Here is a 21137-nt window from a genome sequence, read left to right as displayed (position 1 = left end):
AATACCCATGACTGAAGTGACCCGGATTCTTGCGCGCTATCTGGTTCAGGCGAAGCCGGACGATGTTCCCGCCGCCGTCAAACGGGAAGCCGTGCGCTCGTTCCTGAACTGGCTCGGCTGCGCCGTCGGCGGTTCCGTTCATCCGACTCTCGATCGAGCAACGGAAGCGCTGCGGCCATTCATAGGCGCAGGCCAGGCAACCGTGCTTGGCCGCGGCGAGAAGACCGATATTCTCAATGCCGCGCTGCTGAACGGCATTTCGAGCCACGTCTTCGATTTCGACGATACGCATCTGCGCACGATCATCCATCCCGCCGGTCCCGTCGCTTCGGCCATTCTGGCCTTTGCAGAGCATCATCCGGTTTCCGGTGCCGATTTCCTGCATGCCTTCATTCTCGGCGTCGAAACCGAATGCCGGATCGGTAACGCGGTATATCCCGCCCATTACGATATCGGCTGGCATATCACCGGCACTGCAGGAGTCTTCGGCGCGGCGGCGGCGGTCGGCAAGCTCTTGAAGCTCGACGAACAACAGATGGTTTGGGCGCTCGGCATCGCCGGCACCCAATCCTCGGGGTTCCGCGAAATGTTCGGAACGATGTGCAAGAGCTTCCATCCCGGCCGCGCCGCACAAAACGGCATGACGGCCGCATTGCTCGCCAAACAAAATTTCACTAGTTCCGACCGTGTGCTGGAAGCGCCGCGCGGTTTCGCGCATGTGATGTCGGCCGCCCGCAATTTCGATGAGATCACCCAGGGCCTGGGCGAGCATTTCGAGATCAGTCTCAACACCTATAAGCCGTTCGCCTGCGGCATCGTCATCCATCCGGCGATCGACGGTTGCGTGCAGCTTCGCAACGAACACGGCCTGAAGGCCGAGGACGTTGCTTCGATCGAACTTGAGGTACATCCGCTGGTACTGGAACTCACCGGCAAGAAGACGCCGCGCACGGGGCTCGAAGGCAAGTTCAGCGTCTATCACTCGGCCGCTGCCGCGATCATCTATGGCGCGGCCGGCGAAGGCGAATATGACGACGACGTGGTGCGCGATCCTAAGGTCATTGCGTTGCGTGATCGGGTGAGCACCACTGCAAGCCAGAGCATCCACGAGGACGAGGTGAAGGTGCGGCTGACGACGATCGATGGCCGCGTTCTCGACAAGCATGTCGCCCATGCGATCGGTAGCCTGGAACGGCCGATGAGCAATGCGGATCTTGAAGCGAAATTCCGTGGGCTTGTCGATCCGGTGCTTGGTCAAGCCGGCTCGGCGGCTCTGCTCGAACTCGCCTGGAAGATCGGCGAACTCGCAGATGCCTCCGAAATCGCCCGCGCCGGCGCGAACGTTGCCAGGGCACGACAGGCGGAGGCTGTCTGATGCTCAGTATCGGGATCTTGAATGGCGACGATATCGGCCACGAGATCGTCCCCGAAACAATCGCGGCCATGCGCGCGGCGGCGGCCGTGACCGATCTGGAAGTTGCCTGGACGGCGTTGCCGATCGGCCGCGCCGCCTATGACGAACTCGGTACGACGATGCCGGCCGACACCTTGGAGCAGTTGTCGAAGCTTGACGGCTGGGTGCTGGGGCCGATCGGTCACCAAGCCTATCCGAAGAGTCCATCGGCGATCAATCCGCACCCGATCCTGCGCAAGCACTTCGATCTCTACGCCAACATAAGGCCGGCGCGTTCCTATCGCAGCCTTCCTTGCGTGCATCAGGGTGTAGACTTGGTAATCGTGCGGGAGAACAATGAGGGCTTTCAGCCGGATCGTAATGTCGTCGCCGGATCGGGTGAGTTCCGCCCGAGCGAGGAGATGACGATTTCGGTGCGTGTCATTACGCGCAACGGCTCGTCCAAGGTCGCGCGTGCGGCTTTCGAATTGGCCCAAAGCCGCCGCAAGAAGCTGACGGCCGTTCACAAGGATACGGTATTCAAGCTCGGCTGCGGCATGTTTGCCGAGGAATGCCGGCGCGTCGCCGAAGATTTTCCGGACGTCCAATATGAAGAGACGATGGTTGATACCTTCGCCATGCGTCTCGCAATGAAGCCACAGCAATATGACGTCGTCGTCACCACCAACATGTTCGGCGACATTCTTTCGGACGAGGCTGCCGGTCTTGTCGGCGGGCTCGGCATGGCGCCGGGCCTGTGTGCCGGGCCGGATCTGGCCATGGCGCAGGCGACGCATGGGTCTGCACCCGACATCGCCGGAAAGGGCATTGCCAATCCCTTCGCGATGATCGTGTCGGGGGCCATGCTTTTCGATTGGCTCGGTCGGAAGAAGCGGGAGCCGAAAGCGATCACGGCAGCTTCGCTTATGCGCGAAGCAGTCGACTCAATCATCGAAGAGAAGCAATTCGTTACCCCGGATCTCGGCGGCCGGTCGTCGACAAGTGAAATGGGCGAGGCCATCCGATCGAAGATCAAGGCGTTGGCCTAGCGTATGAGGTTGATAAAACTTGCTGTTCGGGATGTTTTGGCGCGATAACCTGCCATGTCCCGACCGGTAAGATTATCCTAGTGACGCCAATCTGCGCGTGACGAAGGCACTTCGCTTCGGTTGCGACTGGCGGAGAAGCAATGCCGCTCCGCCGTCTCGACACATCTTACCGGCCACCTTCGATCTTGCGGTGGCGCTGGTTGATGCCACCCTTGCCGTAGGGGTATTCTGCAGGCTGCGGCGCGCTGATTTCGTTGAGCCTGTTCATCTCCGCTTCCGATAGAGTCAGTTCTGCCGCACCGAGATTGTCGGCAAGCTGACCGGGTGTGCGGGCGCCGAGGATGACGGAGGTCACGGCCGGCCGTGCTGCCGTCCAGGCGAGTGCCACCTGCGCCATGCTGACGCCGCGTGTCTTGGAAATCTCTTCGACGACTGCGATGATCGCCCAAGTCCGTTCCAGCGCGTTGCGGGCGGCGTAGGATTCGCTGCCGCGATTGGGGTTTTCGCCGAGGCGGGTCGCCCCCGTCGGCATCTGGTCGCGTTTGTATTTGCCGGTCAGCCAGCCGCCGCCGAGTGGCGACCAGGGCAGAAGGCCCATGCCGGCATCCTGGCAAGCCGCGACGATTTCAAGCTCGATATCGCGGACAAGCAGGTTGTATTGCGGCTGAAGCGTGACCGGGCGCGTATAGCCGCGCGCCTTGGCGATTTCGACGGCCTTGGCGATATGCCAGCCGACATAGTTGGAAAAACCATAATAGCCGATCTTGCCGGCAGAGACGGCATCGTCGAGGAAACGCAGCGTCTCTTCGATCGGGGTCAGCGCGTCCCAGGCGTGCATCTGGTAGAGGTCGATGTGTTCGACACCGAGGCGTCGCAGCGAGTCATCCAGAGCCCGGTTGAGGTGCCGGCGTGACAGGCCGATATCGTTCGGTCCAGTGCCCATCGGGAAGCGCCCTTTGGTGGCGATAACCGCCTGTCGCGCCTCGGTCGGCCGCGCTTTGAGCCAGTTTCCAATGATCTCCTCCGACCTGCCGGCGCTGTAGACGTCAGCGGTGTCGATGAAATTGCCGCCCCAGGCGAAATAGTCGTCCAGCAATCTATGAGATTCCATTTCGTCCGCTTCTGCGCCGAAGGTCATGGTGCCAAGGCAATATGCCGTGACGACTGCCCCGCTGGGGCCGAGCTTGCGATAATCCATTCCTGCCTCCTCTGGTGGAGCACCTGCACCTGCACCCGCGCCGCAAAGCGGCCGGCAGAGCGAGAGCTCCGTGATCTATAGCGATGTCGTGCTTGAGATGGCCTCCAGCCATCGAATGACGTTCGGCGCTCCACGCGCTTCAGCGCGGGGGCCGCACTGCAACCATAGCCAATCATATCGCTGCAACCAAGTGGGTTCGGAAAATAAGCGGCGTCACTTTTGCTTTGTGGATCAATCAAAGATCTCGGGTCTCTTTGCCAACAGAGAATCGATGGTGCGGAACACCTGCTGGAGATGTTTGGCCATATGTTTTTTGGCAGCCGAAGAATTGCCCGATTCGATGGCGGCTACGATCGCCAGATGCTGCTCGTAGAGTTCAGCCAGGTGGCCCGGTTCGGGCAGGCTCAGAACACGAACGCGGTCGAGCTGGCCCTTGACATTCTGGATGACCTTCCAGGCTCGTGTCAGATTGACGGATACGGACAGAATGAAATGAAAATTTTCATCCTCCGCCAAGAAACCATCCAGATCGCCATGGTCGGCCGCACGCTTCTGCCGCGCCAGGCTCTCATGAAGACGGGCGGTGACGGCGGGGTCGGACATTCCCGCCACGCGCGCGACAACGGACACTTCAAGCGCTTCGCGAATGAACTGCGCCTCCAGAACTTCCGAAACACGGATCGGCGCAACGAATGTGCCGCGCTGGGGAAAGATATCGACCAACCCATCCTCGGCGAGCTTGATCAGTGCTTCTCGAACCGGTGTACGGCTGACGCCGAGCATGAGGGCGAGTTCCTTTTCGCTCAGGGCCTGCTTGGGCACGAGACGGAGATTGAGGATCGACTGGCGAATATTGCCGTAGATCTGCGGCGCCATCGGCAACTTCGGATCGATCGCAAGCAGGGATGTCGATTGTCTATCGGTCAGAGCCAATGTCGTTCTCCGGTGCGTGGTGGAACGCTTTTACCACAAAGGCGTGATGGCGCTCACAGACTAGCTTCATTGACATATTACCATGGTAGTGTATTTGAATCGAGAGTGATTATTGCCGGATTTGGTGGCGTCGGTTTTCAAAGGAAAAGTCAGGATGAGACATACGTGGAGATGGTTTGGACCGATCGACAAAGTCAGCGTCAGGGATGCCGTTCAGGCCGGCGCGGATGGCATCGTCAGCTCGCTCCACCACATTCCGACCGGCGTCGCTTGGCCATTGGAGGAAATCCGCAAGCGGCAGGATGAGATCCGGCAGGGCGGATTGGAGTGGGAGTTGGTCGAAAGCATTCCCGTTTCCGAGAGCATCAAGACCATGTCCGGGGATTGGAAAGAGCATGTGAAGGCGTGGGCGGAGACGCTGCGCCGTCTGGCCGAGGCAGGAATTTCCACGGTCTGCTACAATTTTATGCCTGTTCTCGATTGGACGCGTACGGATCTGCGCTGGACGACTCCAAGCGGAGCGAAGGCCATGCGTTTCGACCTCGTCGATTTCATCGCCTTCGATCTGAATATCCTGCAGCGGCCGGATGCGGCGACTGATTATTCCGCTGAATTGGTGGAGGTTGCCGCGCAGCGTTTTGCCGAGATGCCGGAAGAAAGGCGTTTGATTCTTTCGCGCAGTGTCGGCGCAGGGCTTCCCGGGCAGGCAGAAGCCTATACTCTGCCGGAACTGCGCACCGAACTCGCGCGCTACGGCGCCATCGATGCGGAACGCCTTCGCAGCCATCTGATCGACTTCCTGTCCGAGGTCGTGCCGGTCGCGGAAGGACTGGGCATGCGGCTTTGCGCGCATGGAGACGATCCGCCATGGCCGCTTCTCGGCCTGCCGCGTATCCTCTCGACTGAAGCGGATTACGCGCACATTCTGAAGGCGGTCGACAGTCCCACCAACGGCGTCACCTTCTGCACGGGCTCGCTTGGCGCGCGTGGCGACAATGATCTGCCGGCAATGGTCTCGCGGCTGGCTTCTCGCATCCATTTCGTCCACCTCCGAAATGTTCGCCGCGAAACGACGGCGCAGCCGGGTTCCTTCTTCGAGGACGAGCATCTTGAGGGAAATGCCGATATGGTCGCGGTGATTGCTGCAATCCTTTCGGAGGAGCGGCGGCGGAAGGCCGAGGGGCGTGCCGATCACACGATCTTCATGCGGCCCGACCATGGCCAGGAAATCCTTGATGACTTGGCGCGCGGGGCACAGCCGGGCTATCCTGCCATCGGCCGGTTGAAAGGCCTCGCAGAACTGCGTGGCATCGAGCGCGCCTTGTCGCACCCCCAATATGGATTGGCCCGCTGATGGAACGATTGACTGCTCGCACGCGATTACCCGCTTCGATCCACTCCCCTGCTTATGACAGGCACGCGCTAAAGCCGGGGATCGTTCATATCGGTCTCGGTGCTTTTCACCGCGCGCACCAGGCGGTTTACACGGATGCGGCGCTGGCGCATGCATTTGGAAACTGGGGCATTGTCGGCGTCAGCCTGCGGTCGACAGAGATCGCCCACGATATGCAGGCGCAGGATTGCCTTTATAGCGTTGTTGCGCGTGACAGCTCCGGCGATAGCGTTAGGGTTGTCGGCTCGATCGTGGAGGCGCTTGCGGCCAGCGAGGATGGGGAGGCTGTCCTTGCGAGGCTTGCCGATCCAGCTGTCCATGTCGTCACGCTGACTGTCAGCGAAAAGGCTTATGGCATCGACCCCGTCGGCGGTGGAATTGATCACGCCCATCCCGCGATCGCCAGTGACCTGAAATCGCCGACCCGCCCGACCGGCGTGATCGGTTATTTGACGGAGGGGCTCGCTCGACGACGGGACGCCGGTCTACCACCGTTCACGGTACTTTGCTGTGACAATCTCCCGAGCAATGGACGCATCGTCCGGCGCCTTGTGACCGAGATGGCCGCTGCGCTCGATCCAGGCCTGGCGGCATGGATCGAAGAAAACGTATCCTTTCCCTGCAGCATGGTCGATCGCATCGTTCCGGCTGCGACGGCCGAAACCCGCGCTCGTGCCGAAAAGCTGCTGGGAGCGGAGGACAGACTGTCGATCGAGGCCGAGACTTTCTCGCAATGGGTGATCGAGGATGATTTCGTTTCGGATCGCCCCGCTTGGGAAGCGGGCGGCGCGCTCTTCGTCGAGAATGTCGAACCCTACGAGAAAATGAAGCTGCGGCTGCTGAATGGTTCGCACTCGCTAATCGCCTACCTCGGGCAATTGCAGAAGCTCGAATTCGTCCGCGACGTCATGGGGGTGCCCGAGAATGTTGCGCTGGTCCGCCGGCACATGCAGGCGGCGGTTCGCACGCTCGATCCCGTGCCGGGCATCGATCTCGCCCACTATATGGATCAGTTGGTGGAGAGGTTTGCCAATCCGGCCATCGCCCATCGCACGCTGCAGATCGCGATGGACGGCTCACAGAAACTGCCGCAGCGCCTGTTTCAGCCTGCCGTCGACGCTCTTTCTTCGGGAAGCGACGGGGCTGAGTTCGCCTTCGCTACGGCCGTCTGGATAGCCTTTCTCAAACAGGCCGATACTCTAGACGATCCCCGATCCGGGGAACTGTTGAAGGCGGCGGCGGATGCGGTGCAGGCGGACGACGAAACCGCTTCCTTCTTTGCTGTGCCGGGGCTTTTCCCCCGGGGATTACAGGCAAACAGGGCCTGGAGAAACCGAGTGAATTCGCTTCTGAAATCCCTAGGCTGAGGTGAGAGACGCTTTGTCGACCGCATCTTAAAAATGGCCTTGCGCCTCCCAGGATTCTTGGATACAAGTATGCAAGCTTCACTTTCGCCGCTTCTTTGAAGGCGGTCTCGTTGGTCGGAGCAGGGAGGATACATGGTTGCGATAGCGGTACGCGCGCCTTATCGGCTGGCGTTGGAGGATGAGAGTTCTGTTGCGGGAGTGGGGCCCGGCGAGGTTTCGATCCGGGTCAATCGGGCCGGTATTTGCGGTTCGGACATCCACATTCTGCACGGCTCGAACCCGTTCGTCGTTTATCCCCGTATCATTGGTCATGAGTTCGCCGGCACAGTAGAGGCGATCGGTGCGGGCGTATCGCGCCTGGCGGTAGGAGATCATGTGGTCGCCGATCCAGTCATTTCTTGCGGAAAATGCCATCCTTGCCGTATCGGCCGGTCGAATGTCTGTGCCAATCTGCAGGTCATAGGTGTGCACCATGACGGCGGCTTTCGGTCGGTGGCTGTCGTCCCGGAAGACAATGCAGTAAAGGTTTCGCCATCTCTCGGCTTCGACATCGCGGCTCTTGCCGAGCCGCTGGCGGTTGCTGCGAACGTGCTGTCGCGTACCGGCTGCGGCCCCGAGGATACGGTGCTGATTTATGGCGCCGGCACTGTCGGTTTGACTGTGCTACAGGTTGCCAAGATGAGAGGCGCGCGTTGCATCGTCGCCGACATCGACGACAGGCGGCTTGAGCGTGCTCGTGAATTCGGGGCTGATGTAGCGTTCAACTCTTTGGAAAAGTCAGTTCCGGACATGGTGGCCGGCGAATTGGATGGGCTCGGTCCATCGGTCGTTGTTGACGGTGCCGGAATTCCGTCCCTGCTGGAGGAGGCCTGCCGTGTGGCGGCGCCGGCCGGTAGGATCGGACTGCTCGGATTTTCTTCTGCACCTTGCAATGTCAGCCAGCAGGAGATCGTCCGCAAGGAGTTGAGCCTCGTCGGCTCCCGTCTCAATCGCCGCTTCATTCCGGAAGTGGTCCGCTGGCTGGAAAGCGGCGCCCTCAAGCCGGCGGCGATGATCACGCAGACCTTTGCCGCCACTGACGCGGCCGCCGCTTTTGACCTCATCGAGCGGCATCCCGAGCAGACACTCAAAGTACAGCTCGCCTTCGATTCCTAATCACCGCCGCACTCGTTTGGCGGAAACATTCATCTTTCTTGACCTTGGGAGGGTTATCTATGTCTTTGAAACGCGCATTTTTGGGTCTTCTCGGCGGCCTCGCGATCGCTGCTGCCATTTCGATTCCAGCCTTCGCGGAGTCCGGCAGTGTTCTCCAGTCGGTTCTTTCCAACGGCAAGCTTCGCGTTGCCGTACTCGGCAGCCTGCCGCCTTACGCGACTGTTGGTGCCGACGGCGTACCTGTCGGCTACGACATCGAAATCGCGAAAAAACTTGCGGCGGCATTGAAGGTTGATCCGGAATTCGTCGTTACCGATATTCCGAGCCGTGTCACGTCGCTGCAGACCGGCAAGGTCGATGTGACGATCGCCGATTTCACCCGCAACGTCGAGCGTTCGACATCGGTTGCTTTTTCGAATCCCTATGTCGTGACCAACATGCGGCTCCTCGTGCCGGAAAGCGCACCTTACAAGACGATCGATGAGGCCAATGCGGCCAAGATCCGCGTCGCCATTTCCCGCGGTGGTACGGCGGAGCGCGCTGTCCCGGCCCATATGCCCAATGCCCAGCTCGTCCGTTTCAACACCCAGGCCGACGAGCTCAGCGCTCTGCTGTCTGGACAGGTCGACGCGATGGCGGAAGACGATTTCTACAATCGCAAGGCCATCAGCGATAACGCAGGCAAGCTTCGCCAGGTCGACGGTTCGCTTGCGCGCGCCGAAATTGCCATCGGTGTTCCGGCAGGGGACGCCGAATGGTTGCGGGTCGTCAACCTGTTCGTCGACCAGTTCAACGCTTCCGGTGACAACAAGGCGCTTTTCAAGACCTGGTTCGGCTTCGACCAGCCTTTGCTGCAGGCGCAATATTGATCCGACCGGAGCGGCGTAAGCCGCTCCATTATCCCGCGGAGAGAACCTGGCGGAGAGGACCATGCATTATACGCTCCAGTTTCGCAGCATTCGCGAATATCTGCCGCTGCTCTGGGATGCCGCACAAACCACACTGAGCATTTCGGTTCTAGCCATCATCCTCAGTGTGATCATCGGCTGCGGACTGGCGATCATGCGTCGCAGCCAAAGCCGGCTCGCCCGCGTCTTGGCTATCGCCTATATCGAGATCATGCGGAACACGCCGCTTCTGGTCATTCTTTATATCGTCTATTTCGCGCTTCCCGCCATGGGATTGCGTTTCTCCCCCTTCTCGGCCGCTTTGATCGGATTGACGCTCAACAGCGCCGGCTACATGGCGGAGATCATCCGTGCAGGGCTTGTCGCCATCGCGCATGGCCAATTCGAGGCGGCGCGGGCGCAGGGTTTCAACCCCGTCCAGACCTATCGCCATATCATTCTGCCGCAGGTCTTTCGGGTTATCTACGCGCCGCTTGGCAATCAGGTCATCGCGGTCATTCTCGCATCCTCGCTCGCTTCAGCGGTTGCCGTGGAGGATGTGGCCTCGTGGATGCAGACGGTCGGCTCCACCTCCTTCCGCTTCTTCGAAACTTTTTTGGTGGCTGCGGGCGTTTATCTGGTTCTCTGCCAGGCGGTGAACCTCATTCGCCTTGCGATCGGCCGCATGCTTTTCAGGGATAATGGTGTGCGCCGATGAATCACGACCTGTTTTCCTTTCTGCCGCTTTTTCTGAAGGCGGCCGCACTCACGATCTGGCTGTCATGGCTGGCTCTGATGATCGGCGCCGTCGCGGGTGGCTTTGTGGCGCTGGCGCGGACGTCCCGCTGGCTGCCACTGAGAGTACTGGCTCTGCTTTTCGTCGAGTTCTTTCGGTCCATCCCAATTCTGATCGTGCTGTTCTTCGCCTATTTCGGCCTGCCGGTCATGTTCGGGGTCGATATCTCGACGTTCACCGCGGCGACCCTTGCGTTGGCACTGCACGCCACCGCCACCATGTCCGAGGTCATGCGCGCTGGCATCGAGAGTGTCGGGCGCGGCCAGTGGGAAGCGGCGCAATCCTCGGGAATGACCTTTGCCCAGACCATGCGGCATGTGGTCGGCCCGCAGGCATTGAAGGTCGTTCTGCCGCCTTCGGTCGGTGTTTATGTAACGACGCTGAAGGAATCCTCGCTCGCCTCGATCATCGGCTACATCGAATTGACCAAGACCGGTCTTCTCGTCCGCGAAAGCACGGGCGGCAGCTTTGCTCCGCTTCTGCTCCTCGGTGTCCTTTATTTTCTCATCAACTATGGAATCTCGCTGGCGGGAGGCGTGCTTGAGCGGCGCTACAACGTCGGAACGAAGCTCGTGCTCGCGGGAGGTGGACTATGACGCAGGCAGTTCTTGAATTCGACAATGTGGTCAAGCGCTTTGGCAAGCGTACCATTCTTAATGGTATTTCCATGCAGGTGCGGTCCGGCGAGATCGTCTGTTTTATCGGACCTTCCGGCACGGGCAAATCGACGCTACTGCGCTGCGTCAACGGGCTTGAGGATATTCAGAGCGGAGAGATCCGTTTCGAGGGCCGGCCTGTGCTGGCGCATGAGCGTGGCGCCATAACGACTGTCCGCCGTCGGATCGGCATGATCTTTCAGCACTTCAATCTCTATCCGCATCTCACAGCCTTGCAGAATGTCGTGCTCGCCTCGGTCGTCGTACATAAGCAGGACCGGAAAACGGTCGAAGCGCGCGCGAAAGCCCTGTTCGAGCGGGTGCGCCTGTCCCACCGGATGAATGCTTATCCGGCGCAGATGTCGGGCGGCGAGCAGCAGCGGGTGGCGATCGCCCGTGCGCTTTGCGCCGAGCCTCATATCTTGCTTTTCGATGAGCCGACCTCCGCGCTTGACCCGGAAACCGTTGGCGAGGTGCTCGGCGTCATGCGCGACCTTGCTCGTGAGGGTCGCACAATGCTAGTCGTCACGCACGAAATCCGTTTCGCCGCCGATGTCGGCACGCGGATGATTTTCATGGACGAAGGCAAGATCGTGGAAGACCGAGAGCCTCGCGCGCTGATCGCAAATCCGACTAGCGAACGGGCGCGGCGTTTCCTGAGCACCATCACAGCAGAGGCGCATTGAACCGATGGCCGTATCACCAATCCGCCCAAGGATGAGTATCAAGGACCTCTATGACGTCCTCTACATGCGCATTCTGACCGGCGAACTTCGACCGGGCGCGGCCATTTCGGAAACACGGATCGCCGATGAGGTCGGCTTGAGCCGAACGCCGGTTCGGCAGGTGTTTCAGAGGCTGGCCGACGCGGGCTTTCTGGTCGTCGTGCCTCAGGTCGGCACCTATGTCGCGCCCATCGAGATCAGCGCGGTTCGTGACGCGCAGTTCGTGCGCGAAATGCTGGAATGCAGCGCGGTCGCGGAGGCCGCCACGTCACCTTTGGCGGACAAGGAAGCGAGGCTGCACCGGTTTCTGGAGGATCAGCGGCGACTGATCGGCAAGGGCGATCATATCGGCTTTTTCCTGTCGGATGAGGCGATGCACCGGGCGCTGATGGAAATCGCCGGGCATCCCCATGTCTGGGGCATGATTGCTTCGGCAAAAGTTTCCCTTGATCGTCTTCGCTATCTCTCCCTCGAGCGGATCGATTGGCTGGAGATGATCTTTCGTCAACATGAGGATTTGGTTAATCGCGTGGTCGCAGGCGATCCGGATGGCGCGACCAAGGTGATGCAAGCCCATCTGCGCACCGCTTTTGCCGCCATCGAACGCATCGCCGCCGAAAATGCGGATTTCTTTGCGGAGTAGCCTTCGGGTGTCGGAGAGGGGTTTCATTGCGAAAGCAGGGTGCGTGGCGTAAAGACCCTTTACGCCGAATCTCTGTTTCCCCCGACTCTGAACATCTTCCGCCTATGGACGAAACTCCAACACCCCGAATGTTGTCTTGGGCACGTAATTCGACGATCTATCGTCTTGAACGCAAGATGATGACCGAGAAGCAGTTGTTCGATGCAATTGCGAGAAAAGCGAAACAGAAGTTCGAAGGCATCAGCGATGCGCAGATCAAGGCCGTCGCTGATTTCGCGGTGAAGTTCGCTTACGATCAGAAGGCCCTCGACGACGTTGCCTATGCCGAAATCAGCACACGGTCGGCGGTGCGCTCCGGCAAATCAAGGAAGGCCATCTCTTACAAGCTCGCTTCGAAAGGCATAGAGAGTGATACGGTGGCGGCGGCTTTGGATGCTACGAACGACTTGTTCGCGGCGATTATTTTTGCCCGCAAACGTGGCTTCGGCCCCTTTCGGAGAGGTGAACTCGATGAAAAGCGAAAGACGAAAGAACTATCCGCATTCGCCCGCAATGGTTTTGGCTTCGAGATCGGCAGGGCGATTTTCGATATGAGCCGACAGGAGGCTGAAGAGCATCTGAATTCATCATCGGTTTTCTAAGCGAAACAAGTGGTTCGAATTCTCATAGTCCGATTGAAAGGGGAACTTGCACCCGGTAGTTTCGCCGCATTTAGGCATGGTTCGCGGGGATTTGTATGAAGGCAGTCGTTCGATTTTGTTTGCTGACAGCTTGTCTTGCGTCATTGCCGGTGGTTGCGCGTGCGCAATGGCAGGCCGTCGAAACCGTGAAGACCTATGCCATTGCGGGGAAATCGGGCGCGGAGCTCTATGAATCGATCGGCGCGCGAGGTCCTGAGGTTGCAAGCAAGGTTCGTGCTATCGCACATACAGGCTTTAAACTGACCTGGACGAGGAAATACGAGCCGCAGGGAGATGCCTGCGTCCTAGTTTCCGCACAACCGAAGCTGACCATCACCTATACCTTGCCCAAGCCTGCGGAGCAGTTGCCGGCCTCAACGAGGAGAAGCTGGGATACATTCATTGCCGGCGTGCACAAACATGAGCTCGTGCATGGCGAGATGATCAAGGACATGGTGAAGGAGATCGAGGCCGCGAGTGTCGGCTTGACCGCCGCCGACGATCCCGATTGCCGAAAAATCAGGGCCGACCTGACGACGCGCTTGGCCGAAATCTCAAACAAACAGCGGCAGCGAGCCCGTGATTTCGATAAAACCGAACTCAGCGACGGGGGCAATCTCCAGCAACTCGTCCTCAAATTGGTGAGGGAGCAGTAGATTCTGCCGGCGCCTTATTGTGCGGCGACCAGATGGCTGTTGCCGATCGAAAGAGCTTCTGCGGTGCGAACGAGCTCCGCGCCAAGAGCCGTCTTATGATCCTCGGAAACATCGATCGGCAGGACGAAACAGATCGTCGCTTCCACGATGCCGTTCGAGTTCCAGATGGGGGCGGCCATGCATTGGGTAAAGCTGTTGATCAATCCTGTCGTGACGATCAGTTTCCGTCTCCTGGCCTCGCTGCATTCGCGGGCGAAATCCTCAAGGTCGACGGCACGCCCATCGGGAAGCGTCAAGTCGCCTTCCTCCAGCAATCTGCCGATTTCGTCCTGGGATAGATGCGACAGCAGCAGTCGTCCTGATGCCGTCCAAGGGATCGGCACCTGTGAACCGATCTCCGAGCTGATGCGAAGGGGCCGGGAACCTGGGGCGGCATGGACAATCGCCTGCTTGTTCCTGTGGCGCACGCATAGCTCGCTCGTCTCGCCCGTCTGTTTCGACAGCCGTTCGACGGCTTCCCTGCCGCGGATAACGATGTCGTTTTCCTGCAGGTAGCGCGTGCCGTAGAGATAGAGCAGCTTGCCGAAATAAACCCTGTTGTCGCTGCCGTTGGTCTCCAGAATACCCGCATCCGAGAGGATGCCGACGAGATCATAGATGGTCGATCGTGGCGCATCTATCGCTTTCGGCAGATCAGCGAGCCGCACCGGTTGTCCGGCCTTGTTCAGATAAGCAAGCAATTTCAAGACTCTGTCGATGCCGCGCTCGCGGGGGCCGTGGGCCTCTCGGGTCTTTCGCGCACCTTCGCCGTTCGAAACCATGCCAGAAATGCTCCATTGCTGCCGCTCTGGCATTGCGCCAGCGCCAAAATCGGTATATCGTCCTAAATATAAGAAACAAGTCTTATATATAAGACAAAAGCTTGAAAAACAAGCTTGCATGCGGGAACTCTATCTCAAACGCGGAGGCTAACATGAACGATATTTCGCAGCGTCGTGATTTTTTGAAACTGGGCCTGGGTGGCCTGGCGGTCGGTACGGCCGTTGGCCTGATGGCCAGCAGCGAAGAGGCGGCAGCTCAGGCGGCCAGCGATAGTCTGTTGCGCACGGTCTTGGATCGCGGCCATCTGATTGTCGGCACCGGCAGCACCAATGCTCCCTGGCATTTCGAGAACGACGCCGGCGAACTGGTCGGCATGGACATCACCATGGGCCGGATTCTTGCCAAGGGCCTGTTCGACGACGAGACCAAGGTCGAATTCGTCAAGCAGGATGCGCAGCAGCGCATTCCGAACATCGTCACCGGCAAGGTCGACATTACCATCCAGTTCATGACGATGACGGCGCAGCGCGCGCAGCTCATCAACTTTTCCCGGCCTTACTATGTCGAAGGCGTGGCTCTGCTGACCCGTCCGGACGCCGACAACAAGACCTTTGACAAGCTCCTGGCAGGCGGCAGCAACACGCGCATTTCCATTCTCCAGAACGTGGATGCGGAACAGACCGTTCACCTCGTTCTGCCGGATGCGCAGGTCATGCAGATTGACACTCAGGCTAACGTCATTCAGGCATTGGAAGCCAAGCGCGCAGATGCCGCCGCGGTCGATTTGTCGACGGTACGCTGGCTCGCGTCGCGAACGCCCGATCGTTATTTCGACGCCGGCAAACAGTGGAATGCCATGCTTTACGGCGCCGCCGTCCGCCAAGGCGATCTCGACTGGCTGTATTTCGTCAATACGACGTTCAACACCGCCATGTTCGGTCATGAATCGGCGCTCTACGACGCCGCTTTCAAGCAATATTTCGGCCTGGACGCGCCGGTGCGCAAGCCGGGTTTCCCGACCATCTGATCTGAACGGAGCCAGCGCGGCCTCAGCTGGCGCTGGCTCCAAAGCAGATATCGATCGCATCGCGGGAGATAACGGCCGGCATGGGCTATCATCTGAATTTCAATCTTATCTGGCGACACATCGACAAGCTGTGGGGCGGACTTCTGCTCAGCCTCGAGCTGGCTGTCATTTCCATTGCCATCGGTGCCTTGATAGGGCTCGTCCTCGCTATCTGGTACGTATCGGCTGGCAAAGTTGTCCGCGGCTTCATCGCGGCCTACGTGGAGTTCATCCGCAATGTGCCGCTGATCCTGCTCGTTTATCTCGTCTTCTATGGACTGCCGACCGCGGTGAACATCGCCTATGGCGCGACGACATCCTTCGTCATTACTCTGTCGGTCTATGCCGGTGCCTATCTCGTCGAGGTGTTCCGGTCCGGTCTCGAGGCCGTGCCGCGCGGCCAGATCGATGCGGGCAAGGCGATCGGGCTGACGCCCTTGCAGCGTCTCCTCTACGTCCGTCTGCCGACGATGACGCGCATTACCCTGCCTGCGCTTTCCAACACCTTCATCTCCTTGTTCAAGGACACATCGGTCGCCTCGGTCATTGCTGTTCCGGAGCTCACCTACGGAGCGCAATGGATCAATTTCAATACGTTCCGTATCGTCGAGGTCTATATCATCACGACCGTGATGTATCTCGTCACGGGCTATCTCATCCTGTTCGGCCTGCGTCGGCTGGAAGGTTATTTCAGGGTGGAGCGCTAGAATGGCCGCGATCGTCTATGCTCTGCCGTTCCTGCTGAAAGGCCTGCTGATCACGCTTTGGGTCTCCGCGATCGTCGTCGCGCTTTCGCTTTGCATCGGCATCGTCTTTGGCGTCGGGCTTATCTACGGCCCCTGGCCTGTCAAGCTGGTGGTGCGCTTCTTTAGCGATTGCATCCGAGGCATCCCAATCCTCGTTCTCATCTTCATCGTCTACTACGGATTCCCGGCGCTCGGTCTGCACATTGTCGCCTTCTGGGCCGGTGTTGTCGCGTTGACGCTGTTCAAATCGGCACAGGTGGTCGAATATGTGCGCGGCGCCGTTCTCTCCATTCCCAAAGGACAGATGGAAGCTGGTATGGCCATCGGCCTCACCTTTGTGCAGCGCCTTCGCTACGTCATCTTCCCGCAGGCGACCCGCCGCTTTCTGCCGCCGTGGATCAATGGCGTGACCGATGCGGTTAAGGGAAGTGCTCTGATCTCGCTGCTTGGCATCGTCGACCTCATGCAGTCGATCAATGAAGTGATCGGCCGGACCTATGAGGCCATGCCGCTCTATCTTCTCGGGGCCTTCATCTACTTCGCCATCAACTACAGTCTCTCCAGCCTGAGCCGGAGAATGGAGCGCCGCTACTCCTACATCAGGGAATGACCGTCATGAACAACACGCAATCGGCAACGCCGCTCCTCAGAATACGAAATGTCGCCAAGGCGTTCGGCCCCGTTCAGGTTCTGCATTCCATCGATATGGACGTCGCGAAAGGCGAGGTCGTCTCGGTCATAGGCCCTTCGGGCAGCGGCAAGACGACGCTTTTGCGCTGCGTGAACTTTCTCGAAAGCTACGATAGTGGCTCGATCCAGATCGACGGAGCCGAAGTCGGCTATCGGGACGCCGCCAATCAGCAGCGCCGCGGCGAGAGGGATCTGGCGCGTATGCGTGCCGAAACGGGCATGGTTTTTCAGAGCTTCAACCTCTTTCCGCATTTGACTGCTGCGGAAAATGTGATGCTCGGCCTTCAGAAGGTCCGGGGCAAGTCGAAGAAGGAGGCGCGGGAGATAGCCGAGCATTGGCTTAATCGCGTTGGTCTCGGGCACCGCATCAACAACCTGCCGTCGGAGTTGTCGGGTGGTCAGCAGCAGCGCGTCGGCATCGCGCGCGCCGTGGCCATGGACCCCAAGATCCTGCTGCTCGACGAAATCACCTCGGCACTCGATCCTGAGCTGGTGAACGAAGTTCTCGATGTCGTCAGGCAATTGGCGGAGGAGGGCATGACGATGCTGATGGTCACCCATGAGATCGCCTTTGCCAGGGATGCCAGCGACCGCATCATCTTCATGGCCGATGGAAAAGTGTCCGCCCAGGGCGAGCCGAAGGACCTTCCGGCGCTTGTGGCGGAGAATGAACGGCTGAAGGCTTTTCTGTCCCGTTTCCACGCCACCCCGGCTGTCTGAGATCGAACGGGAGTAGGGAGATGACGCCTCATGAACGGTTGAACGCTCTCGGTCTGCAGCTCTTCACACCGCCAACGCCAATCGGCAATTTTCGCAATGTCGTCCGCTGCGGTTCACTGCTGTTCATGTCGGGGCAGGGACCTTTGGGCGCCGATGGTACGCTCAGCACGGGCAAGGTTGGGCAGGATGTGGATGTCGCAACCGCGTACCAGCATGCGCGGCTGACCGGGCTCAATCTCCTATCGGCGCTGTCGGCCAGCATCGGTGATCTCGGCCAGGTCAAGCAAGTTATAAAGCTGCTGGGATTCGTGAACGCGACACCGGAATTTACGGAACACCCGAAGGTCATCAACGGCTGTTCGGATCTGTTCGTCGATGTTTTCGGCGACATCGGCATGCATGCACGCTCGGCAATCGGCGTCGGTTCGCTGCCGAACAATATTACCGTCGAAATCGAAGCGATTATCGAAATTGATAGCTAGAAGGCCCGATGCCATGGATACGACTGCCAAAGGCGCCGAACAGCCGATCAGAGAACGGCTTAATCTCCGCCCAATCATTAACGTCTCAGGCACGATGACCGCCTTGGGTGCGTCGATCATCGTGCCTGAGGCGATCAAGGCGATGAGCGAGATCGCGTCTCAATTCGTGGAAATGGACGATCTGCATCGGCGCGCGAGCGAGGTGATCGCGCGCCTTACCAGCGGAGAAGCGGGTTTTGTCACAGCGTCCTGCGCGAGCGGCATCAGCCTGTCTCTGGCTGCGGCGATCACCGGCGACAACCTCCTGGCGATCGAGAATCTTCCGGACCGGACCGAGGGACTGAAAACAGAAGTCATCGTCCAGATCGGCCACATGGTCAGCTTCGGCGGCAATATCGATCAAGCGGTCCGGCTCGCTGGCGGCAAGGTGATTGCCGCCGGGACCGTCAGCGTCGTCAATGATTATCACGTCGCCGACGCGATCAATGAGCGCACCGCTGCCGCCCTCTATGTGGTTTCGCACCATACGGTACAATACGGCATGCTGTCCTTGCCGGAGTTCGTGGCCATCTGCCACGCCAAAAATGTGCCTGTTATCGTCGACGCCGCATCCGAATATGATCTGCGAATCTTCCTGCAGCAGGGTGCGGATATCGTCGTCTATAGCGGGCACAAGTTTCTGGGCGGCCCGACCACCGGTATCGTCGCTGGCCGCAAGGACCTGGTGCGGGCTACTTTCCTGCAGAACCGGGGTATCGGGCGCGGCATGAAAGTCGGCAAGGAAAGCATTGCCGGTGTCATGGCGGCGCTGGAGGCGTGGGAGCATCGCGATCATGACGGCATTCGCCGTCGCGAGCGCGCTGCGCTGGATCTATGGAAACACGCGCTGGAGGGGTTTGCGGGCATCGAAGCCGCCATCGTTCCCGATCCGACCAACAATCCCCTGGACAGGCTGGAAGTCGATGTACGGCCGAAGAGCGGCTTTACGGCGGCAGGGCTTGCCGCCGCTCTTGCTCGGGCTCAGATACCGATTATTGTCCGCAATCATGAGGTCGAACGCGGACACTTCTTCCTCGACCCCTGCAATCTTCATCCGGGAGAGGCGGAGACGGTTGCCCGCGAACTTCATTCGCTGTTGTCAGCCAAAGAAAGGCCGGCGGACGCGATGCTGGTGCCGCAGAAATCGACACGCAACGTTCGCAAGTGGCCGGACTGAAAGAAGCTTGCCTTAAACGGCATCGGCTCCAATGGCAGCAAGTGCGGCGCGGGCGACTTCGAAATCCTGATCGCCCGTGCCCGATCCAACGCCGATCGCACCGGCAAGGCGGTTGCCGAAACGGATCGGCAGACCGCCCGGCAGATGCGTGACGCCGCCCTGCGAGGCGATGCCGGCAGCGGTGCCGAATTCGAAAGACATGGCACCCGTCGGCGCGTTGCTCGACGCGGCAGTGCGGGCCTTGGCGCGAGCTGTGTGCATGCTCAGATATTTCGCGCCGTCCATCCGGATGCTGGCAATGGTTTCGCCGCTCGCGTCGACAACGAAGACGCATTGCGGGATACCGATCTTCTCGGCATGAGCGATCGCAGCCGCAAGAGCCTGCATTGCACCGGCATGGGACAGGATCAGCGTTTCGCGCGTGACGGACATGGGCTTGTAACTCCTTGATATTAAATTCTTATGGTGAACACTGGCCGTTGGGACCGCGCCAATAGAGGTCTTCGCGGACGCCTGTCCATGCGCCACGCTGGTCGTCCCTAGCTAGACCGGCATTCTCCCTGTTGGCAACGCGGAGAAGTGAAGTTGCTCCCATGAAGTCTGGCGAAACTGATTTTCCAGAAAGGCATAAACCCGTTCACCGGCTGGTCTTGATGGCATCGGAGGCCCTATCCACGTGACTCGCTGGGGGCGAGTGCGCCTGATATCGACGCTGACGACTTGCTCCTGTGATCGCGTTTCGCCATTGTCGCCGCACGGCAGAAGAGTGCTTCGGGGGAGATGTGAAAACTCGGGCGAGAATTGGAATTCTGGAAGTCGCGCGGCTGGCAGGGGTCTCTGCCGCGACGGTATCGCGCGTTTTGAATGATCGCGCGGATGATGCCCGTATTAGCTTGGAAACTCAGGAGCGCGTCAAGGCGACGGCGCGCGACGCCGGCTATGTCGTCAACCGGCTGGCGACCTCGCTCAGAACCCATCGGACGGGCGTCTTCGGTGCGATCGTCGGCAGCCTTTCGGGGCACTACCAGCCACATCTGACCAGTCGCTTGCAGGCGGTGGCGCAGCGGCGAGGGGTGGAACTGCTGGTGGCACAGGCCAAGGCCGATGCCGGCGAAGTCGCCGGACAGCTCCACCTGTTCCAGGACGATTTTTTCGATGGCGTGATTATGGTCAGCGATCTCCCCGGCCATCAAGCTCTGTGTGAGCATCTCGATCGGATGGGCAAGGCGCATGTTACCCTCTGCGGTGGCCTTAGTGGCCCGACGCCGGCCGTGCTGACCGATGACCGGCTCGGCATGCGTTTGCTGTTCGACCATTTGGTGGCGCTTGGACATCGCCATATTGCTTTTGTCTATCGTGTAAGCCGGCTCGCCCTCAGTGATCGCCGATCAATTTTCCAGGAAATGATGAGCGAAGGCTCAGCTGGGATCGGAGGGGAGGTCATTTCTTTCGAGAGGGCGGAGATCGATCGTGAGGCATTCCGCCGGATGTTGGCCGTCCCGTCGGCACGCCCGACCGCATTGATCTGCGGAAGCGACGGCCTGGCAATTGAGGTCGTTGCACTGCTGCGGGAGTTGGGGATGAAGATTCCAGACGATATTTCCGTTGTCGGTTATGACAATGTGCCTGACACGGCCTATTGGTCGCCGCCTTTGACGACAGTGGCGCAACCGACGGATTCTCTTTGCGAAGCTTCGCTCGATCTGCTTCTTGAACTGACGAACTTTTCGGCGGACGCCCGTGCCGCCATGCGACCGATGCAGCTTATTCCGCCCGAACTTGTCATACGTGCGTCATCGGATTTCCCTAGCCTGCAGCACATTCCTCCTGCGTAGTTGAAAAAGCAATTTTCACCGCAGGTCGC

The 21137-nt window shown here is 59.5% G+C and carries 23 protein-coding genes; 19 read left to right on the top strand and 4 right to left on the bottom strand.

What is annotated here, in order from left to right; translation table 11 throughout:
- Nucleotides 1–7 precede the first annotated feature (7 nt).
- Entirely contained in the window at nt 8–1375 is a 1368-nt protein-coding gene (locus CCGE525_RS31425; protein WP_205587493.1) for an MmgE/PrpD family protein, read from the top strand.
- Nucleotides 1375–2442, top strand: a complete 1068-nt coding sequence (locus CCGE525_RS31420) for an isocitrate/isopropylmalate dehydrogenase family protein (protein WP_120708105.1) — start codon at nt 1375–1377, stop codon at nt 2440–2442. Before CCGE525_RS31425 ends, CCGE525_RS31420 begins: the two co-directional genes overlap by 1 nt.
- Before the next feature lie 166 nt (nt 2443–2608).
- Here the strand turns inward: CCGE525_RS31420 and CCGE525_RS31415 are convergent, their stop codons facing one another.
- A complete protein-coding gene (locus CCGE525_RS31415; protein WP_120708104.1) occupies nt 2609–3640 on the bottom strand; it encodes an aldo/keto reductase in 1032 nt (343 codons plus the stop codon).
- A 231-nt stretch (nt 3641–3871) separates the two neighbouring features.
- Nucleotides 3872–4573 (bottom strand): GntR family transcriptional regulator, encoded by a 702-nt coding sequence (locus tag CCGE525_RS31410; protein ID WP_120708103.1) that lies wholly within the window; start codon nt 4571–4573, stop codon nt 3872–3874.
- Between the two features lie 154 nt (nt 4574–4727).
- Here CCGE525_RS31410 and uxuA point away from each other — a divergent pair, with 154 nt between their 5' ends.
- The 10 genes from uxuA (at nt 4728) to CCGE525_RS31360 (ending at nt 13531) form a co-directional block, all read left to right on the top strand.
- On the top strand, nt 4728–5927 hold the full coding sequence (gene uxuA / locus CCGE525_RS31405) for a mannonate dehydratase (RefSeq protein ID WP_120708102.1): 1200 nt from the start codon (nt 4728–4730) through the stop codon (nt 5925–5927).
- Nucleotides 5924–7333, top strand: a complete 1410-nt coding sequence (locus CCGE525_RS31400) for a mannitol dehydrogenase family protein (RefSeq protein ID WP_414128040.1) — start codon at nt 5924–5926, stop codon at nt 7331–7333. The genes uxuA and CCGE525_RS31400 overlap by 4 nt, the downstream gene beginning before the upstream one ends.
- A gap of 132 nt (nt 7334–7465) precedes the next feature.
- Entirely contained in the window at nt 7466–8488 is a 1023-nt protein-coding gene (locus CCGE525_RS31395; protein WP_120708100.1) for a Zn-dependent oxidoreductase, read from the top strand.
- 59 nt (nt 8489–8547) lie between these two features.
- Nucleotides 8548–9357 carry a transporter substrate-binding domain-containing protein gene (locus tag CCGE525_RS31390; protein ID WP_120708099.1) on the top strand — a complete coding sequence of 270 codons (810 nt, stop codon included), beginning with the start codon at nt 8548–8550 and terminating at the stop codon, nt 9355–9357.
- Nucleotides 9358–9418: 61 nt separating this feature from the next.
- Nucleotides 9419–10093 carry an amino acid ABC transporter permease gene (locus CCGE525_RS31385; protein WP_120708098.1) on the top strand — a complete coding sequence of 225 codons (675 nt, stop codon included), beginning with the start codon at nt 9419–9421 and terminating at the stop codon, nt 10091–10093.
- Entirely contained in the window at nt 10090–10767 is a 678-nt protein-coding gene (locus CCGE525_RS31380) for an amino acid ABC transporter permease (RefSeq protein WP_120708097.1), read from the top strand. Before CCGE525_RS31385 ends, CCGE525_RS31380 begins: the two co-directional genes overlap by 4 nt.
- Nucleotides 10764–11513 (top strand): amino acid ABC transporter ATP-binding protein, encoded by a 750-nt coding sequence (locus tag CCGE525_RS31375; RefSeq protein WP_120708096.1) that lies wholly within the window; start codon nt 10764–10766, stop codon nt 11511–11513. The genes CCGE525_RS31380 and CCGE525_RS31375 overlap by 4 nt, the downstream gene beginning before the upstream one ends.
- Nucleotides 11514–11517: 4 nt before the next feature.
- Nucleotides 11518–12195, top strand: a complete 678-nt coding sequence (locus tag CCGE525_RS31370) for a GntR family transcriptional regulator (RefSeq protein WP_120708095.1) — start codon at nt 11518–11520, stop codon at nt 12193–12195.
- A gap of 104 nt (nt 12196–12299) precedes the next feature.
- The gene (gene recX / locus CCGE525_RS31365) at nt 12300–12836 is read left to right on the top strand and encodes a recombination regulator RecX (RefSeq protein ID WP_120708094.1); all 537 of its coding nucleotides are present in this window, start codon (nt 12300–12302) and stop codon (nt 12834–12836) included.
- A 95-nt stretch (nt 12837–12931) separates the two neighbouring features.
- Nucleotides 12932–13531 carry a DUF922 domain-containing Zn-dependent protease gene (locus CCGE525_RS31360; RefSeq protein ID WP_120708093.1) on the top strand — a complete coding sequence of 200 codons (600 nt, stop codon included), beginning with the start codon at nt 12932–12934 and terminating at the stop codon, nt 13529–13531.
- Nucleotides 13532–13545: 14 nt separating this feature from the next.
- On the opposite strand, the gene CCGE525_RS31355 is transcribed toward CCGE525_RS31360, so the two are convergent.
- Entirely contained in the window at nt 13546–14352 is an 807-nt protein-coding gene (locus CCGE525_RS31355) for an IclR family transcriptional regulator (RefSeq protein ID WP_162950357.1), read from the bottom strand.
- A gap of 152 nt (nt 14353–14504) precedes the next feature.
- Here CCGE525_RS31355 and CCGE525_RS31350 point away from each other — a divergent pair, with 152 nt between their 5' ends.
- From CCGE525_RS31350 to CCGE525_RS31325, 6 genes are all read left to right on the top strand, one after another.
- Nucleotides 14505–15380, top strand: coding sequence for a transporter substrate-binding protein (locus tag CCGE525_RS31350; RefSeq protein ID WP_120708091.1), 876 nt, complete (start codon nt 14505–14507; stop codon nt 15378–15380).
- 80 nt (nt 15381–15460) lie between these two features.
- Nucleotides 15461–16126, top strand: a complete 666-nt coding sequence (locus CCGE525_RS31345) for an amino acid ABC transporter permease (RefSeq protein WP_120708090.1) — start codon at nt 15461–15463, stop codon at nt 16124–16126.
- Between the two features lies 1 nt (nt 16127).
- Nucleotides 16128–16775, top strand: a complete 648-nt coding sequence (locus CCGE525_RS31340; protein WP_120708089.1) for an amino acid ABC transporter permease — start codon at nt 16128–16130, stop codon at nt 16773–16775.
- 5 nt (nt 16776–16780) lie between these two features.
- Nucleotides 16781–17575 (top strand): amino acid ABC transporter ATP-binding protein, encoded by a 795-nt coding sequence (locus tag CCGE525_RS31335; protein ID WP_120708732.1) that lies wholly within the window; start codon nt 16781–16783, stop codon nt 17573–17575.
- Between the two features lie 20 nt (nt 17576–17595).
- Complete coding sequence (locus CCGE525_RS31330) at nt 17596–18057, top strand: RidA family protein (RefSeq protein WP_120708088.1); 462 nt, start codon at nt 17596–17598, stop codon at nt 18055–18057.
- A 13-nt stretch (nt 18058–18070) separates the two neighbouring features.
- Nucleotides 18071–19273 carry an aminotransferase class V-fold PLP-dependent enzyme gene (locus tag CCGE525_RS31325; RefSeq protein ID WP_120708087.1) on the top strand — a complete coding sequence of 401 codons (1203 nt, stop codon included), beginning with the start codon at nt 18071–18073 and terminating at the stop codon, nt 19271–19273.
- A 12-nt stretch (nt 19274–19285) separates the two neighbouring features.
- On the opposite strand, the gene CCGE525_RS31320 is transcribed toward CCGE525_RS31325, so the two are convergent.
- Nucleotides 19286–19705 carry a GlcG/HbpS family heme-binding protein gene (locus tag CCGE525_RS31320; RefSeq protein WP_120708086.1) on the bottom strand — a complete coding sequence of 140 codons (420 nt, stop codon included), beginning with the start codon at nt 19703–19705 and terminating at the stop codon, nt 19286–19288.
- A 350-nt stretch (nt 19706–20055) separates the two neighbouring features.
- On the opposite strand from CCGE525_RS31320, the gene CCGE525_RS31315 reads away from it, so the two are divergent.
- On the top strand, nt 20056–21108 hold the full coding sequence (locus CCGE525_RS31315) for a LacI family DNA-binding transcriptional regulator (protein ID WP_245472218.1): 1053 nt from the start codon (nt 20056–20058) through the stop codon (nt 21106–21108).
- Nucleotides 21109–21137: the final 29 nt, after the last annotated feature.

It is taken from the genome of Rhizobium jaguaris, assembly GCF_003627755.1.
GTDB lineage: Bacteria > Pseudomonadota > Alphaproteobacteria > Rhizobiales > Rhizobiaceae > Rhizobium > Rhizobium jaguaris.
Note: the sequence above shows the minus strand (reverse complement) of the source record. Positions and strands in the feature narration are given on the sequence as shown.

Bases quoted from the DNA above. Each gene is read 5' to 3' on its own strand.
- CCGE525_RS31425 (WP_205587493.1), top strand. From the start codon at position 8: ATGACTGAAGTGACCCGGATTCTTGCGCGCTATCTGGTTCAGGCGAAG.
- CCGE525_RS31420 (WP_120708105.1), top strand. From the start codon at position 1,375: ATGCTCAGTATCGGGATCTTGAATGGCGACGATATCGGCCACGAGATC.
- CCGE525_RS31415 (WP_120708104.1), bottom strand. From the start codon at position 3,640: ATGGATTATCGCAAGCTCGGCCCCAGCGGGGCAGTCGTCACGGCATAT.
- uxuA (WP_120708102.1), top strand. From the start codon at position 4,728: ATGAGACATACGTGGAGATGGTTTGGACCGATCGACAAAGTCAGCGTC.
- CCGE525_RS31395 (WP_120708100.1), top strand. From the start codon at position 7,466: ATGGTTGCGATAGCGGTACGCGCGCCTTATCGGCTGGCGTTGGAGGAT.
- CCGE525_RS31390 (WP_120708099.1), top strand. From the start codon at position 8,548: ATGTCTTTGAAACGCGCATTTTTGGGTCTTCTCGGCGGCCTCGCGATC.
- CCGE525_RS31385 (WP_120708098.1), top strand. From the start codon at position 9,419: ATGCATTATACGCTCCAGTTTCGCAGCATTCGCGAATATCTGCCGCTG.
- CCGE525_RS31380 (WP_120708097.1), top strand. From the start codon at position 10,090: ATGAATCACGACCTGTTTTCCTTTCTGCCGCTTTTTCTGAAGGCGGCC.
- CCGE525_RS31375 (WP_120708096.1), top strand. From the start codon at position 10,764: ATGACGCAGGCAGTTCTTGAATTCGACAATGTGGTCAAGCGCTTTGGC.
- CCGE525_RS31370 (WP_120708095.1), top strand. From the start codon at position 11,518: ATGGCCGTATCACCAATCCGCCCAAGGATGAGTATCAAGGACCTCTAT.
- recX (WP_120708094.1), top strand. From the start codon at position 12,300: ATGGACGAAACTCCAACACCCCGAATGTTGTCTTGGGCACGTAATTCG.
- CCGE525_RS31360 (WP_120708093.1), top strand. From the start codon at position 12,932: ATGAAGGCAGTCGTTCGATTTTGTTTGCTGACAGCTTGTCTTGCGTCA.
- CCGE525_RS31355 (WP_162950357.1), bottom strand. From the start codon at position 14,352: ATGGTTTCGAACGGCGAAGGTGCGCGAAAGACCCGAGAGGCCCACGGC.
- CCGE525_RS31350 (WP_120708091.1), top strand. From the start codon at position 14,505: ATGAACGATATTTCGCAGCGTCGTGATTTTTTGAAACTGGGCCTGGGT.
- CCGE525_RS31345 (WP_120708090.1), top strand. From the start codon at position 15,461: ATGGGCTATCATCTGAATTTCAATCTTATCTGGCGACACATCGACAAG.
- CCGE525_RS31340 (WP_120708089.1), top strand. From the start codon at position 16,128: ATGGCCGCGATCGTCTATGCTCTGCCGTTCCTGCTGAAAGGCCTGCTG.
- CCGE525_RS31335 (WP_120708732.1), top strand. From the start codon at position 16,781: ATGAACAACACGCAATCGGCAACGCCGCTCCTCAGAATACGAAATGTC.
- CCGE525_RS31330 (WP_120708088.1), top strand. From the start codon at position 17,596: ATGACGCCTCATGAACGGTTGAACGCTCTCGGTCTGCAGCTCTTCACA.
- CCGE525_RS31325 (WP_120708087.1), top strand. From the start codon at position 18,071: ATGGATACGACTGCCAAAGGCGCCGAACAGCCGATCAGAGAACGGCTT.
- CCGE525_RS31320 (WP_120708086.1), bottom strand. From the start codon at position 19,705: ATGTCCGTCACGCGCGAAACGCTGATCCTGTCCCATGCCGGTGCAATG.